General features: G+C 41.7%; 14 protein-coding genes. 11 read left to right on the forward strand and 3 right to left on the reverse strand.

Annotated features, from left to right (window positions below; genetic code table 11):
• The 5 genes from VRUMOI_RS00510 to tatC all read left to right on the forward strand — a co-directional run bounded on the left by VRUMOI_RS00510 (position 1) and on the right by tatC (position 3821).
• On the forward strand, positions 1 to 606 hold the full coding sequence (locus VRUMOI_RS00510; RefSeq protein WP_089139586.1) for a ubiquinone biosynthesis accessory factor UbiJ: 606 nt from the start codon (positions 1 to 3) through the stop codon (positions 604 to 606).
• A complete protein-coding gene (ubiB, locus tag VRUMOI_RS00515; protein WP_089139585.1) occupies positions 603 to 2246 on the forward strand; it encodes a ubiquinone biosynthesis regulatory protein kinase UbiB in 1644 nt (547 codons plus the stop codon). Before VRUMOI_RS00510 ends, ubiB begins: the two co-directional genes overlap by 4 nt.
• A 57-nt stretch (positions 2247 to 2303) precedes the next feature.
• Positions 2304 to 2558: a Sec-independent protein translocase subunit TatA gene (gene tatA / locus VRUMOI_RS00520; RefSeq protein ID WP_089139584.1), complete on the forward strand. Its 255-nt coding sequence runs from the start codon at positions 2304 to 2306 to the stop codon at positions 2556 to 2558.
• Between the two features lie 3 nt (positions 2559 to 2561).
• Positions 2562 to 2981, forward strand: a complete 420-nt coding sequence (gene tatB, locus VRUMOI_RS00525; RefSeq protein ID WP_089139583.1) for a Sec-independent protein translocase protein TatB — start codon at positions 2562 to 2564, stop codon at positions 2979 to 2981.
• A 66-nt stretch (positions 2982 to 3047) separates the two neighbouring features.
• Entirely contained in the window at positions 3048 to 3821 is a 774-nt protein-coding gene (tatC, locus tag VRUMOI_RS00530) for a twin-arginine translocase subunit TatC (RefSeq protein WP_089139582.1), read from the forward strand.
• 77 nt (positions 3822 to 3898) lie between these two features.
• Here tatC and VRUMOI_RS00535 read toward each other — a convergent pair whose 3' ends face one another.
• On the reverse strand, positions 3899 to 4663 hold the full coding sequence (locus VRUMOI_RS00535) for a TatD family hydrolase (RefSeq protein ID WP_089139581.1): 765 nt from the start codon (positions 4661 to 4663) through the stop codon (positions 3899 to 3901).
• A 171-nt stretch (positions 4664 to 4834) separates the two neighbouring features.
• Between VRUMOI_RS00535 and hemB the strand changes: the two genes are divergently transcribed.
• The gene (hemB, locus tag VRUMOI_RS00540) at positions 4835 to 5872 is read left to right on the forward strand and encodes a porphobilinogen synthase (protein WP_089139580.1); all 1038 of its coding nucleotides are present in this window, start codon (positions 4835 to 4837) and stop codon (positions 5870 to 5872) included.
• Between the two features lie 79 nt (positions 5873 to 5951).
• Here the strand turns inward: hemB and gppA are convergent, their stop codons facing one another.
• Together gppA and rhlB are read right to left on the reverse strand one after the other, a co-directional pair.
• On the reverse strand, positions 5952 to 7445 hold the full coding sequence (gene gppA, locus VRUMOI_RS00545) for a guanosine-5'-triphosphate,3'-diphosphate diphosphatase (protein ID WP_089139579.1): 1494 nt from the start codon (positions 7443 to 7445) through the stop codon (positions 5952 to 5954).
• 14 nt (positions 7446 to 7459) lie between these two features.
• Entirely contained in the window at positions 7460 to 8761 is a 1302-nt protein-coding gene (gene rhlB / locus VRUMOI_RS00550) for an ATP-dependent RNA helicase RhlB (RefSeq protein ID WP_089139578.1), read from the reverse strand.
• A 113-nt stretch (positions 8762 to 8874) separates the two neighbouring features.
• Here rhlB and trxA point away from each other — a divergent pair, with 113 nt between their 5' ends.
• The 5 genes from trxA to VRUMOI_RS00575 all read left to right on the forward strand — a co-directional run bounded on the left by trxA (position 8875) and on the right by VRUMOI_RS00575 (position 14086).
• Positions 8875 to 9201, forward strand: a complete 327-nt coding sequence (gene trxA, locus VRUMOI_RS00555) for a thioredoxin TrxA (RefSeq protein WP_089139577.1) — start codon at positions 8875 to 8877, stop codon at positions 9199 to 9201.
• Positions 9202 to 9407: 206 nt separating this feature from the next.
• Positions 9408 to 10667 (forward strand): transcription termination factor Rho, encoded by a 1260-nt coding sequence (gene rho, locus VRUMOI_RS00560; RefSeq protein ID WP_089139576.1) that lies wholly within the window; start codon positions 9408 to 9410, stop codon positions 10665 to 10667.
• A gap of 143 nt (positions 10668 to 10810) precedes the next feature.
• Complete coding sequence (locus tag VRUMOI_RS00565; protein ID WP_089139575.1) at positions 10811 to 11809, forward strand: hypothetical protein; 999 nt, start codon at positions 10811 to 10813, stop codon at positions 11807 to 11809.
• A 129-nt stretch (positions 11810 to 11938) separates the two neighbouring features.
• Complete coding sequence (gene ubiD, locus VRUMOI_RS00570; RefSeq protein ID WP_089139574.1) at positions 11939 to 13807, forward strand: 4-hydroxy-3-polyprenylbenzoate decarboxylase; 1869 nt, start codon at positions 11939 to 11941, stop codon at positions 13805 to 13807.
• A 6-nt stretch (positions 13808 to 13813) separates the two neighbouring features.
• Positions 13814 to 14086, forward strand: a complete 273-nt coding sequence (locus tag VRUMOI_RS00575; RefSeq protein WP_089139573.1) for a 2Fe-2S iron-sulfur cluster-binding protein — start codon at positions 13814 to 13816, stop codon at positions 14084 to 14086.
• The last annotated feature ends 6 nt before the right edge of the window (positions 14087 to 14092 follow it).

The raw sequence follows: 14092 nt of genomic DNA on the forward strand, positions 1-14092 counted from the left end.
ATGCCATTTGAACCATTGGTGACCGGGATTATTGAAACGACACTAAACCGTTTAATTATTGATGCACCTGAGCATCAGCATCAGGTTGCTCGTTTAAAAGGTAAAGTGATCAAAGTCCATTTACAGGAATTAGATCGCCAACTTATTTTTGTATTTAGCCACCAGGTGGATGTGCTGAGTTCCTATGAAGCAGAGCCGGATTGTTATTTGAGCCTGAAATTATCGGTATTACCTCAACTGAAAGACCAGTCCAATATCACTCGCTTAATCAAGCAAGATAAACTGGTGCTTGAAGGTGATATCCAACTCGCTCAAAAATTTTCACAACTGATGACCGACATTAAGCCGGACCCGGAAGAATGGTTATCCCGTGTGACTGGTGATGTTGTTGCCCATACCGTAGTACAAAGTGCTAAAAACCAAGCGGAATGGTTCAAGCAAGGGCTGCAGAATCAACAGAGAAAGTTGGGTACCGTTCTTACACAAGAATGGCAAGTTGCTCCTAATGCGTTGGAAGTCGCTTATTTTTGTGATCAAATTGATGAGTTGGCAAGTTCATTGTCGAGAATGGAACAACGTCTGGATAGGTTGGTGGCGAAACTATGACGCTGGGCGAAGTAAAACGTTTATATCGAATCATAAAAATCCAGTTAGAGTACGGGTTAGATGAGCTTTTACCTGAGCATCAACTCGTTAAAATGCCTCGCCGTCTGGTTAAGCTTTTATTCTGGATTCGCAAGAAACATCAAGATAAAGAAGTCGGTCAGCGGCTGCGTTTAGCGCTGCAAGAGTTAGGTCCAGTATGGATTAAGTTTGGACAAATGATGTCGACTCGCCGTGATTTGTTTCCTGATTACATTGCCAACCCCTTAGCTTTACTGCAAGATAAAGTCAGTCCATTTGATGGAAAATTGGCGAAACAGCAGATTGAAGCATCACTAGGTGGCCCATTAGAGCAATGGTTTGATGATTTTGATATTACGCCGCTTGCCTCTGCATCGATAGCTCAAGTCCATACTGCTAAAGTAAAAGAGACAGGGCAAGAAGTCGTTCTTAAAGTGATCCGTCCGGATATTCGACCTATTATCGAAGCGGATTTAAAGTTGATGTATCGTATGGCAAGGATCGTCGCTCGATTTATGCCTGATGCCCGCCGTTTAAAACCAGTTGAAGTCGTCGAAGAATACGAAAGAACGTTACTTAGTGAGTTAGATTTACGTATGGAAGCGGCGAATGCGTTGCAGCTGAGACGTAATTTTATTGGTAGCAAAGATCTATATGTTCCTGATGTCTTAATGGATTTTAGCTCTGAGCATTTAATGGTGTCGGAGCGCATTTATGGTATTCAAGTTTCTGATCTTGAAGGATTAGAAAAAAATGGTACCAATATGAAACGCTTGGCTGAAAAAGGCGTGACGGTCTTTTTTACTCAAGTATTTCGCGATAGTTTTTTTCATGCTGATATGCACCCTGGTAATGTGTTTGTTGCGTGGGACACACCAGACGATCCACTGTGGATTGGCTTAGATTGCGGTATCGTCGGAACCCTGAATAACGAAGATAAGCGCTATTTAGCTGAAAACTTTTTGGCTTTTTTTAATCGTGATTATCGACGAGTCGCAGAATTACATGTCGATTCAGGTTGGGTGCCTGCGGATACGAATCTTACCGACTTTGAAGCGGCAATCCGCACGGTGTGTGAGCCTATTTTTGCCAAACCATTGTGTGAAATATCCTTTGGTCATGTACTGCTAAACTTATTTAATACCGCGCGCCGTTTTAATATGGAAGTACAGCCGCAGTTAGTACTATTACAAAAGACATTATTGTATATCGAAGGATTGGGCCGGCAGTTATATCCACAGCTTGATTTGTGGGAAACGGCGAAGCCATTTTTAGAAAATTGGATGATGGAGCAAGTCGGTCCGAAAGCGGTATTGAATGCCGTAAAAGATAAAGCGCCATTGTGGGCAGAGAAACTGCCAGAGCTTCCTGAGCTACTCTACGAAACTTTAAAACGTGGGCGTGACTTAGATCAAAATGTAGCACGTTACTTTGCCCTATATTCGGCGGGTAAACGCAAACAGACGACAGGTAAGTTTTTATTTGGTATTGGAGCAACATTAGTCGTATGCTCTGCCATATTACAGTTAAGTGCGGCGGATTGGCACAATCAATTATCTGGTGGGTTTGTTATTGTTGGGGCTTTATTCTGGCTCGCGAGTTGGCGAACGTACCGTAATTAAATCGTAAACTTTGCACATTATGATGTGTTTCTTTTTATTTGACCCGAGGTAAAACAAATGGGCGGAATCAGTATTTGGCAACTTTTGATTATTGCAGTTATCGTTGTGCTGTTATTTGGAACTAAAAAACTACGCGGTATTGGTGGTGACTTAGGCTCTGCAGTGAAAGGCTTTAAAAAGGCAATGAGCGAAGAAGAGGCATCGAAGAAAACTGAATCAAAAGATGCGGATTTTGAAGCGAAGTCTCTTGATCAAAATAAAGTGGATTCAAGCGTAGAAACCGACGCTAAAAAAGAAAAAGAGCAGGGCTAATCGGTGTTTGATATCGGTTTTTGGGAGCTGGTATTAATATCGGTTGTCGCGCTTGTTGTGCTTGGGCCTGAGCGTCTGCCGGTCGCAATACGTAGTGTGAGTAAGTTTGTTCGCACGGCGAAAACGATGGCGAACAATGTTAAAGATGAATTGTCTCAAGAACTCAAAATACAAGAGTTACAAGATAATTTGCGTAAGGCCGAACAAATGGGGATGAAAGATTTATCTCCAGAGCTGCAATCTTCAATCGAAGAACTTAAGAAAGCAGCCCAAGACGTACAACGACCTTATGCCAAAGAGTCTGAAACAATCCCTTCAGCGCCTTCGCATTCGACAGATGAACTACCAGAAGAAAATCGTATTATGAAAGATGATGCTTCTGCTGATAGTGAGAAAAAAACGTCGGACAAAAAAAACGCATAACTCCCTGTTTTATTTGTTTACTCATTGGTAACCGCCAGTGGGTAAGCGTGCTCTCAAGAGGTTTACATGTCCACTCAAGAACAAACCCAGCCATTAATATCCCACCTAATTGAGCTGAGAAACCGAATCTTAAAAGCGATTGCATCTGTTTTGGTGGTCTTTGTTTGTCTGGTTTGGTTTTCTAGTAATATCTATGAATTTGTTTCTGCACCTTTAATTGATCGTTTGCCTGTTGGCGCGAGTATGATTGCAACCGATGTTGCATCACCATTTTTTACGCCTCTAAAACTGACTTTAGTGGCTTCGGTCTTTGTTGCGGTCCCTTTGGTGCTATACCAAATATGGGCATTTGTCGCGCCTGGTTTATATAAGCATGAGCGACGACTGATCGCACCTTTATTGTTTTCAAGCTCATTACTGTTTTATTGCGGTGTTGCCTTTGCCTACTTTGTTGTCTTTCCATTAATTTTCAGTTTCTTTACTGCCATTTCATTAGGTGGAGTACAGTTTGCTACGGACATATCGAGCTATTTAGATTTCGTTCTATCGTTATTTATGGCTTTCGGGATTGCCTTTGAGGTGCCGGTTGCGATTATCTTGTTATGCTGGACGGGGGCAACTGATGCGAAAACGTTAGCCCAGAAGAGACCATATATTATCGTGATCGCTTTTGTGGTTGGGATGTTATTGACACCGCCTGATATGGTATCTCAGACGCTATTAGCTGTGCCAATGTGTATCTTGTTTGAAATTGGTTTGTTCTTCTCTCGTTTCTATACCAAGCGAGGTGAAGGGGACGAAGATGAAGACCAAGATGATAACGATGAAGTGAAGTCTTAATTTTACATTGACGTATGAGATAAAAACGCAACCCAAGTGGTTGCGTTTTTTTATGGTTTCATGTGAAACATGTTCAACTATTTTAGTTGGAATAATTTTTCCGTATTACGGTCGGTAATCGCACAAACTTGTTCGAGAGGCATTTCTTTTAAGTCGGCAATACGTTGCGCGACAAGTTGCATAAATGCCGGTTCATTGCGTTTACCACGATGTGGGGTTGGCGCTAAATAAGGGCAATCTGTTTCTAAAATAATATAATCAAGATTCAATTCAGGGATGACTTTATCCATCCCACCATTTTTGAACGTCGATACACCACCGATACCTAAATGGAAACCGAGTTGGTTAATTGCCTTAGCTTGTTCGATTGAACCACCAAAGCAGTGGAAGACGCCAGATAGCGACCCATCTTGTTCTTGCGATAGAATGTCGAGGGTTTGGTCAATCGAATCTCGAGTATGAATGACCACAGGTAATGCTAACTCTTTCGCCCATTTCAACTGCTCGCGAAAGGCAAACTCTTGTTCCGCTTGAAAAGTTTTGTCCCAATAGAGATCGATGCCAATTTCACCCACGGCAATAAAGTTGTGTTTATCAAACCAAGCTTTAATGACCTCGAGATCTTGTTCTATGTTGTCATTAACATAGCAAGGGTGTAATCCCATCATCGAGTGGCAAGTGTCAGGATAGGCGGCTTCGGTCGCGAGCATAGGCTTAATTGAATTCAAATCGATATTTGGCAATAAAATTTTTTTTATGCCGATATCTTTGGCTCGTTGAACAACCTCATCTCGATCATGTTCAAATTCTTCGGCATAGATATGTGCGTGGCTATCAATCATAAAAAACTCATAGTTGGAGAATACTCAACCAGTATAAATGACTCAGTCGTGAAGATCATACTCGATTGTTAATTCCTGAATAATTGAGTCATTCTTTGCTTTCATGGCATGGTGAGGGTGATATGATGAGTGTAGAAAGAGTTATAGAACTTATCAGTAAGGAGAGTAAAGGTGTCAGTATCTATTCAAGGTCAATTTCCTGGTCGTCGTCTACGCCGTATCCGCAAACACGATTTTAGTCGTCGTTTAGTCGCTGAAAATAAGGTGTCAGTTAATGATTTGATCTACCCGATGTTTGTGTTGATGGGAAAAAATCGCCGAGAAGCGGTCGAATCAATGCCAGGAGTAGAGCGCCTTTCTATCGATTTATTACTGGAAGAAGCTGACTATCTCGCTAAATTAGGCGTGCCAGCGATTGCGCTATTCCCGGTCGTCAATCAAGATGTGAAGTCTTTATGTGCCACTGAAGCCTATAATTCAGAGGGCTTAGTGCAAAGAGCGGTCCGAGCATTGAAAGAGCATGTTCCTGATATCGGTGTGATCACCGATGTTGCGCTTGACCCATATACGACCCATGGGCAAGACGGCATTATTGATAAAGACGGTTATGTATTGAATGAGGAAACGACCGAAGTGTTGGTTAAGCAAGCATTGTCTCACGCTGAAGCTGGCGCAGATGTCGTTGCACCATCGGATATGATGGATGGCCGCATTGGTAAAATTCGCGAAGCTCTAGAAAAGGCAGGACATATTCATACGCAGATTATGGCTTATTCCGCTAAATACGCCTCGAATTATTATGGTCCGTTTCGTGATGCCGTCGGCTCAAGCAGCAACTTGAAAGGGGCGGATAAGAAAAATTACCAAATGGATCCTGCTAACAGTGATGAAGCGTTGCATGAAGTGGCGATGGATATCAATGAAGGCGCGGATATGGTGATGGTGAAACCTGGTATGCCGTATTTAGATGTGGTTCGCCGAGTGAAAACTGAGCTTCAAATTCCAACGTTTGCTTATCAAGTGTCGGGCGAATATGCGATGCATAAAGCCGCTATTCAAAACGGTTGGTTAAAAGAAAAAGAAACGGTGATGGAATCTCTGCTTTGTTTTAAACGCGCCGGTGCCGATGGTATTTTGACTTACTTTGCTAAAGATGTCGCAGAGTGGTTAGCGCAAGATAATATCTCTGCTGATAAAGTTGAAGATTAACCTTGGCGGTTTGAGCTTTGAGCAAAGATGAATAAAATGGGAGCCTTAAATTGGCTCCCATTTTTATAAAAAAGTCATTTTATAGGCTGGTGATCATGAGTGGCCATCCAATATCGGTTTGACGGTTGGCTTCAAGATCTAATTCTGCTTGAGTTAATGGGTTATCCGCTAACCAATCAGTATCCATTTTTAGTGTTAAGTTATCGTCTTGTGAAATGATCTCAAAACGTGGTTGTATTTGGGTGTTTCTACGGTGTGTTATCAAAACAGATAAGCGCAATAACCGAAGTAAACGCTTACTGCTTTGCCCTGATAAAGCGTGTTGCTCTGGCAGTGAAGATAAAGCATCTCGGTAGCGTCTTACCAACTCGGCGAGGAAATGCTTTTGCGCGCGAGTAAAGCCTGGTAGATCGAGATTTTGGAGTAGATAAGCGCCATGTTCGCCGCCTTTTTTGAAATCAATACTTAGGCCAATCTCGTGTAACTCTGCTGCCGCTTGTAATAAAAATGCTGCTTGGGCTTCTGGAATCCACTGTTGATGACCACATTGTTTCAATAATTGCATCGCGACATCGGCGACCTGAGAAGCATATTCAGTATCGACTTGATAACGGTGTTGCACACTCGATATTGTACGTTGACGAATATCGGATTGACGCATTTCTCCGATCATTTCATAAGCAAGCCCTTCACGTAATGCACCGCCCGCCAAAGTCATAGACTCTATATTAAGGCTTTCAAATATAGCGATTAAGATAGATAGGCCGCTCGGGAACACTAAAGCTCGCTCGAGTGTTAATCCGTCAATCTCTAACTCTTCAAGGTGAGAAGCCATCATGGCTTGTTTCTGCAAACGCTTTAATTTGGCAAGGGTAATGATTTCATCCATCCCTTGCGCAAGCATAATCTCTTGCAAGGCTTGAACGGTACCACTCGCTCCAACACAAACGTCCCAACCAAGCTCGCTGTACTTTTGTAAGATAGGCTCTAGCGTTGCTTTCGCCGCTAAGATGGCATTGTCGAAATTTTGCCGAGTTAACTGGCGATCATGAAAGTAATGATCAAGCCAAGTTACACACCCCATCGATAAACTTACGAGTGCTTTGGCTTCAAATTCTCGGCCAATAATTAATTCGGTACTTGCGCCGCCAATATCGACCACTAATCGATGACCTAGACCGCCAGAAGTATGAGCCACACCTTTGTAAATGGTGGCGGCTTCTTCTTCGCCTGAAATAATTTCAACAGGGTGGCCTAGGATTTGATTGGCTTTTTTGACAAACACATCGACATTGGTCGCTGAACGGAGTGCTGCGGTGCCAACAATACGAATATTATCGGCAGCAATATCTTGCAGGCGTTCAGCGAATAAGCTTAAACAGTCCCATCCTCGTTGCATGGCTTCTTGGCTTAATTGATTATTTTTATCTAATCCATTAGCCAAGCGAACTTTACGTTTGATTTTTGCCATTGTTTGGACGCTTCCGTCAATGTGACGTACGACCAACATATGGAAGCTGTTAGAGCCTAAATCAATCACGGCATATAAAGGGGATGATACTGTATTGCTCATAGACCAATCATACCTTAGCTAGGGTTACGCGGTTGGCGCGGACGACGATTATTACTATTGCGATTTGAGCCACGAGAGCCGCCCGTATTGGTTCTACGGTTGGTTTGTGGGCGTCGCTGTAATCGTAATGGTGCTGGTAAATCTGTTAACAATGCTTCGGCATCATATTCCGACATAGGAATTGAGTGCTCAATATATTCTTCAATTGCAGGAAGATTAATGGCGTATTGCTCACAGGCGAAACTGATTGATTTACCACTGGCACCTGCGCGGCCGGTACGACCAATACGGTGTACGTAATCTTCGCAATCATCCGGTAAATCAAAGTTAAATACGTGCGTTACGGCTGGAATATGTAAACCACGAGCAGCAACATCCGTTGCAACTAAAAAGTCGACATCACCACGAGTGAACTCATCAAGAATACGCTCGCGTTTTTTCTGTGGTACATCACCAGTTAATAAACCAACACGATGTCCATCTGCCGCTAAACTTCCCCAAACGGCTTCACATTTATGTTTGGTATTGGCAAAAATAATCGCGCGCTCAGGCCATTCTTCTTCGATAATCGTTTGTAATAAAGCCATCTTATGTTCGTTTGAAGGGTAGAATAATTCTTCTTCAATACGATGGCCGGTTTTTTGTTCCGCTTCAACGACAACATGCTCTGGATTATGCATGTGTTCAAACGCAAGTTCCTGTACTCGGTAAGATAATGTCGCTGAAAATAACATGTTGAGACGGTCACTTGGCTCCGGCATACGACGGAACAAGAAACGGATATCTTTAATAAAACCTAAATCGAACATGCGATCGGCTTCATCTAGCACGACAGCTTGGATGCTGTTTAAGCTAAAGACTTTTTGCTTGTAGAAATCAATGATTCGGCCACAAGTCCCGATCAAAATATCGACACCGTCTTGTAATTTGGTTAGTTGTTTATCGTAGCTTTCGCCACCATAAGCTAATCCAGCTTTAAGACCTGTGCTCGCAATAAGACCTTCGGCATCATTGTAAATCTGAATCGCAAGTTCACGTGTTGGCGCCATAATAATGGCCCGTGGGTGATCTTTTTTACGACCTTCTGGTTCTGGTGTTTTAAGTAAGTGATTAAAAGTAGCAGTAAGAAACGCGAGCGTTTTACCTGTACCCGTTTGGGCTTGGCCTGCAATGTCTTGGCCGGTGAGCAGTACCGGCAACGCCAAGGCTTGGATAGGGGTACAGTACTCGAACCCTTTTTTCTCCAATCCTTCAATGACTTGGGGTAATAAATCCAAGTCGGCGAATTTTTGCTCTGTGATGTGTGTCTTTTTCATTGCTATAGAATATCAGCTTAAGCTTGCAATACGAAAGTAAATCCATTCCAATAGGGAATCTAATTGCTGGTTATCATCCAACCAGATCATAAATATACACATTGGAGTGGAAGATGAGTGACAAGATTATGCAGCTTTCTGATGAAGGTTTCGAAAATGATGTAATCAAAGCTGCTGGTCCAGTTTTAGTAGATTTCTGGGCAGAGTGGTGTGGTCCTTGTAAAATGATTGCCCCAATTCTTGATGAAATTGCTGAAGAATATGAAGGCAAGCTCACCATTGGTAAATTGAATATCGATCAAAACTCTGGAACGCCACCTAAGTTTGGTATCCGCGGTATTCCAACATTACTTCTATTTAAAGATGGTGGTGTTGCTGCAACTAAAGTTGGCGCATTATCAAAAACGCAATTGAAAGCGTTTTTAGATGAAAACTTGTAAGCGTTAATGAAATGACAAACTAAACCGTGTATAAGTGACTTATATGCGGTTTTGTCTTTTTATAAAGCTAGACTAGTCTTTACTTTAGTGATAATTTATCGCACGTTAAATACACAAATGTTCATTTCTTGGCCGTTCCTATAGGTCAAACATATCTTATAAACAACCAACAGAATCCTATTTTGACAAAAAAAGCATCCACCACTATGAACCTAACAGAACTGAAAAACAGACCTGTATCTGAGCTTGTTGCGCTTGGTGAAAGCCTTGGTTTGGAAAACTTAGCCCGTTTACGAAAGCAAGATATTATTTTTTCCATCCTTAAAGCGCATGCGAAAGGTGGTGAAGATATTTTTGGCGATGGGGTTTTAGAAATTCTTCAAGATGGCTTTGGCTTCTTACGCTCGGCAGATTGTTCTTACCTTGCTGGCCCCGATGATATTTATGTATCACCAAGCCAAATTCGCCGTTTTAATTTACGAACCGGTGATTCGGTAGCCGGGAAAATACGCCCACCTAAAGATGGTGAACGCTATTTTGCTCTTCTAAAAGTCAACACTGTTAACTTTGACCGCCCGGACAACGCTCGCAATAAAATCCTTTTTGAAAACTTAACGCCTCTTCATGCGAATGAACGCATGGTGATGGAGCGTGGTAATGGTTCAACTGAAGATATTACCGCGCGTGTTTTAGATTTAGCCTCTCCGATTGGTAAAGGTCAACGTGGCCTGATTGTTGCTCCGCCAAAAGCGGGTAAGACAATGCTACTGCAGAATATTGCTCAAAGTATTGCCCACAACCACCCAGAGTGTGAGTTGATGGTATTGCTTATTGATGAGCGTCCAGAGGAAGTTACCGAAATGCAACGCCTTGTTAAAGGTGAAGTAATTGCGTCTACTTTTGATGAGCCAGCTTCTCGTCACGTTCAAGTAGCTGAAATGGTAATTGAAAAAGCGAAACGCCTTGTTGAGCATAAGAAAGATGTTGTGATTCTACTTGATTCGATTACTCGTCTTGCTCGTGCATATAACACCGTGGTGCCTTCATCAGGTAAGATTTTAACCGGTGGTGTTGATGCTAACGCATTACATCGTCCGAAGCGTTTTTTTGGTGCAGCTCGTAATGTTGAAGAAGGAGGTAGTCTAACTATCATCGCAACAGCGTTAGTTGATACCGGCTCTAAAATGGATGAAGTTATCTATGAAGAGTTTAAAGGTACGGGTAACATGGAATTACACTTAAACCGCAAGATTGCGGAAAAACGTGTTTTCCCTGCGATCGACTTTAACCGTTCTGGTACCCGTCGCGAAGAGTTGTTGACGAAGTCTGATGAACTGCAAAAAATGTGGATTTTACGCAAGATTGTTCATCCAATGAGTGAAACCGATGCGATGGAATTCCTAATCGACAAGTTAGCGATGACGAAAACAAATAATGAATTCTTTGATGCAATGCGCCGTCAATAAATTCTGAATTTACCGTTAACCCATCGATAAATACAATCACCGCTCACATTGGGCGGTGATTTTTATTGTCTAAAGGGCAATTTACTTGCACCATATTCGTGGAGCTTCTAATCGCTTTCGATTTTTTATATTAGGAAGAGCAAATGCGACAAGGACTGTCTGCGATTATTTTCCTGCTGTTTATTGTACTGTTTGGGCCGATTGCACAAGCGAGCGAAATGACTCAAAGTGAAGTCTCTTCGTGGCTAAATAACCCGAGTGCCCAATCTTCAGCGGATCACATCTATCAATTAGCTTTGCAAGACAAAGTACCTGACATCCAAGATTCATTGGAAAGTATTCCTTTGCCTAAACAAGAAGCTGTGCGCTATCTACTATTAAAAAAAATAGAAGATGCAAATTTAGTGCTTACTCCTCGCATGGCTATTTTTATCCAATCACAACAAACTCATCAACCTGTATATCAGTTTACGGAATCTGGTGATGGCTATAGTGTTACTTTACCCGCTTTTAATGCTTCACTTGTTGCGACTCGTTTAATTAATGATTGGAAGCAAGATCAGACCACCATAGATTTTATTATTGATGCCGAAAATAATCAGCTGCAGTTAGCAAATTGGCTGCAAGGCAATACTTACGATGTTCAACAAAAAGAGATGTTATTTTTAAAAGAAGCCGATAGCTTGTCTCTTCAAGCACTACAATATTTGTCTAATCAGCTAGTCGGCAATAGTGTCGTAAACTGGCTACCTTCGACATCGGTTGTGATTAAACTAGCTCAGTTAACTGATGATGAGCAGCTCTATTCTTTGCTTTGGAAGATGAAAGCGGATGATCATACGATTCAAGAACTGCAACGCTTAGCTCAAGTGGGCGATGAATTTGCTCTTCAACAAATCATGAATGCAACACAGAACCCGACTATAAAATTAATGGCTATAAACCAGCTTGTAGCAATCAAACCGATGACCGAGCAAGTGCATGCTTTTCTTGTTGAAAAATTAAATCACACACGTGATGGTTTAATGGTGGCACAGGCTTTATCTTCGACCGAACACCATGACTGGCTTATTTCTTTACTTCAATCCGGCCAGGTTGAGCAATCTCAAATATTATTGAATGCTTTGGCGGTTGCAGAATAAGGCTAAAGAGAATAGTGTGATAAAAAGATTAGCTAATGATAATGATTGCGATTTTATTTTGACACCTCATGCATATTACGCCTGTTGTGTATATAATAGCCGCCATCGGATACTGCCAGTGGAAAGGTTATGAGTTTTAAAGATTTACGTGACTTCATTGATCATTTAGAAACGAATGGTTTACTCAAGCGAATTTCTCATCCTGTAGACCCTCATTATGAAATGACTGAAATCAGTGATCGTACTTTGCGCGCTGGTGGTCCTGCTCTATTGTTTGAAAATCCTATTGGTTACGACTTGCCTGTGTTGACCAATTTATTTGGCACCGCTGAACGTGTCGCGATTGGAATGGGACGGAGTGAGGTTAGTGAGTTACGTGAAGTTGGTAAGCTGCTGGCGTTCTTAAAGGAACCTGAGCCACCAAAAGGCTTTAAAGATGCATTTGAAAAGTTACCTTTATTCAAGCAAGTATTAAATATGCCGGTAAAAAGGTTACGCTCGGCACCTTGTCAAAAAATTGTCTGGCAAGGTGATGATGTCGATTTAGATAAAATTCCAGTAATGAGCTGTTGGTCTGGTGATGTCGCACCACTCTTAACTTGGGGTTTGACTATTACGAAAGGCCCAAATAAGAAACGCCAAAATTTAGGTATTTATCGTCAGCAAAAAATAGCTAAGAATAAAATTATTATGCGCTGGCTCGCTCATCGTGGTGGGGCGTTAGATTTACGTGACTGGATGGAAAAATATCCAGGTAAACCTTTTCCTGTTTCGGTGGCTTTTGGTGCCGATCCTGCAACGATTCTTGGAGCGGTTACGCCTGTACCTGATTCGTTGTCGGAATATGCATTTGCAGGTTTATTGAGAGGTAGTAAAACCGAGGTTATTAGATCGCTTAGTAATGACTTAGATATTCCCGCTAGTGCCGAGATGGTGTTTGAAGGTTACATTGATCCGAAAGAGTTTGCAGATGAAGGTCCTTATGGTGATCACACCGGTTACTATAATGAGGCAGAAAAACACCACGTCTTTACGATTACTCACATTACGATGCGTGAACAGGCGATTTATCATAGTACCTATACCGGACGGCCACCGGATGAGCCCGCGGTATTAGGGGTAGCGTTAAACGAAGTCTTTGTACCTATTCTACAAAAACAATTCCCTGAAATTATTGATTTTTATTTGCCACCAGAAGGTTGTTCATACCGGATGGCTGTTGTGACCATGAAAAAGCAATATCCTGGTCATGCTAAGAGGATCATGATGGGGGTGTGGTCTTTTCTACGTCAGTTTATGTATACCAAGTATGTTTTAGTTTGTGATGAAGATGTCAACGCCCGGGATTGGAGTAGTGTCTCTCAGGCGATGATTGAGAATATGCAACCTGAAAGAGATACGCTATTTATCGATAATACTCCAATTGATTCTTTAGATTTTGCTTCTCCAGTCGTCGGCCTAGGTTCCAAAATGGGCATGGATATTACTAAAAAGTGGCCAACGGAACTTGAGATTGCTTCAGTATCAAATATCAAAAGATCGGAAGTGCTATCTTCTTCTGCAATATTGGAACAACAATCTATCGATGCGCTATGCCAACATATACCGGAAATAAAAGAACTTCATTTTCCACTTCAAGATAGCACTCATCAAATGATGATCATTAAAATGGATAAATGTTTATGTGGTCAAGGATTTGATCTGATTAAAAAAATTAAGCATTTTGTGCAAGATGAATTGAATCTAAAGTTCATTATTGTTTGTGATGGTGATGTCGATATTACGGATTGGAATGATGTTATTTGGGCGATCACGACTCGAATGGATCCATCTCGAGACACGATGATGATCTCTGATTTATATGGATCCATGATGGGGCTTGATGCCACGAATAAGTTACAAGATGAAGTGACAAGAGAGTGGGGAACCCCAATTATTAAAGACTCTAAATTGGTCGATAAAATTGATCGAGTTTGGGATAGCTTAGGTATCTTCTAATCCTAGATGATTTATCAAGTAATGATTAAGCCTAGTAATGTTGAGTTCAGTATCGATTCTGAGCAAACCATATTATCTGCGGCGATGGAACAAGATGTGATACTGCCATATCGATGTAAGGTCGGGGCATGTATGACATGTATTTGTAAGAAAATTGAAGGGGAAGTGGAATATCGTCACCTTGAACCAATGCTGACATATAAAGAACAGCAACAAGGTTGGATATTCCCTTGCCAAGCATACGCAAAGAGTCACTTAATTTTGACATTTGAAGAGTGACAAGAG

Origin of the sequence: Vibrio rumoiensis (assembly GCF_002218045.2) — a bacterium.
GTDB lineage: Bacteria > Pseudomonadota > Gammaproteobacteria > Enterobacterales > Vibrionaceae > Vibrio > Vibrio rumoiensis.

Bases quoted from the DNA above. Each gene is read 5' to 3' on its own strand.
- ubiD (WP_089139574.1), top strand. From the start codon at position 11,939: ATGAGTTTTAAAGATTTACGTGACTTCATTGATCATTTAGAAACGAAT.
- trxA (WP_089139577.1), top strand. From the start codon at position 8,875: ATGAGTGACAAGATTATGCAGCTTTCTGATGAAGGTTTCGAAAATGAT.
- VRUMOI_RS00510 (WP_089139586.1), top strand. From the start codon at position 1: ATGCCATTTGAACCATTGGTGACCGGGATTATTGAAACGACACTAAAC.
- tatA (WP_089139584.1), top strand. From the start codon at position 2,304: ATGGGCGGAATCAGTATTTGGCAACTTTTGATTATTGCAGTTATCGTT.
- rho (WP_089139576.1), top strand. From the start codon at position 9,408: ATGAACCTAACAGAACTGAAAAACAGACCTGTATCTGAGCTTGTTGCG.
- VRUMOI_RS00575 (WP_089139573.1), top strand. From the start codon at position 13,814: ATGATTTATCAAGTAATGATTAAGCCTAGTAATGTTGAGTTCAGTATC.
- ubiB (WP_089139585.1), top strand. From the start codon at position 603: ATGACGCTGGGCGAAGTAAAACGTTTATATCGAATCATAAAAATCCAG.
- VRUMOI_RS00535 (WP_089139581.1), bottom strand. From the start codon at position 4,663: ATGATTGATAGCCACGCACATATCTATGCCGAAGAATTTGAACATGAT.
- rhlB (WP_089139578.1), bottom strand. From the start codon at position 8,761: ATGAAAAAGACACACATCACAGAGCAAAAATTCGCCGACTTGGATTTA.
- VRUMOI_RS00565 (WP_089139575.1), top strand. From the start codon at position 10,811: ATGCGACAAGGACTGTCTGCGATTATTTTCCTGCTGTTTATTGTACTG.
- gppA (WP_089139579.1), bottom strand. From the start codon at position 7,445: ATGAGCAATACAGTATCATCCCCTTTATATGCCGTGATTGATTTAGGC.
- tatC (WP_089139582.1), top strand. From the start codon at position 3,048: ATGTCCACTCAAGAACAAACCCAGCCATTAATATCCCACCTAATTGAG.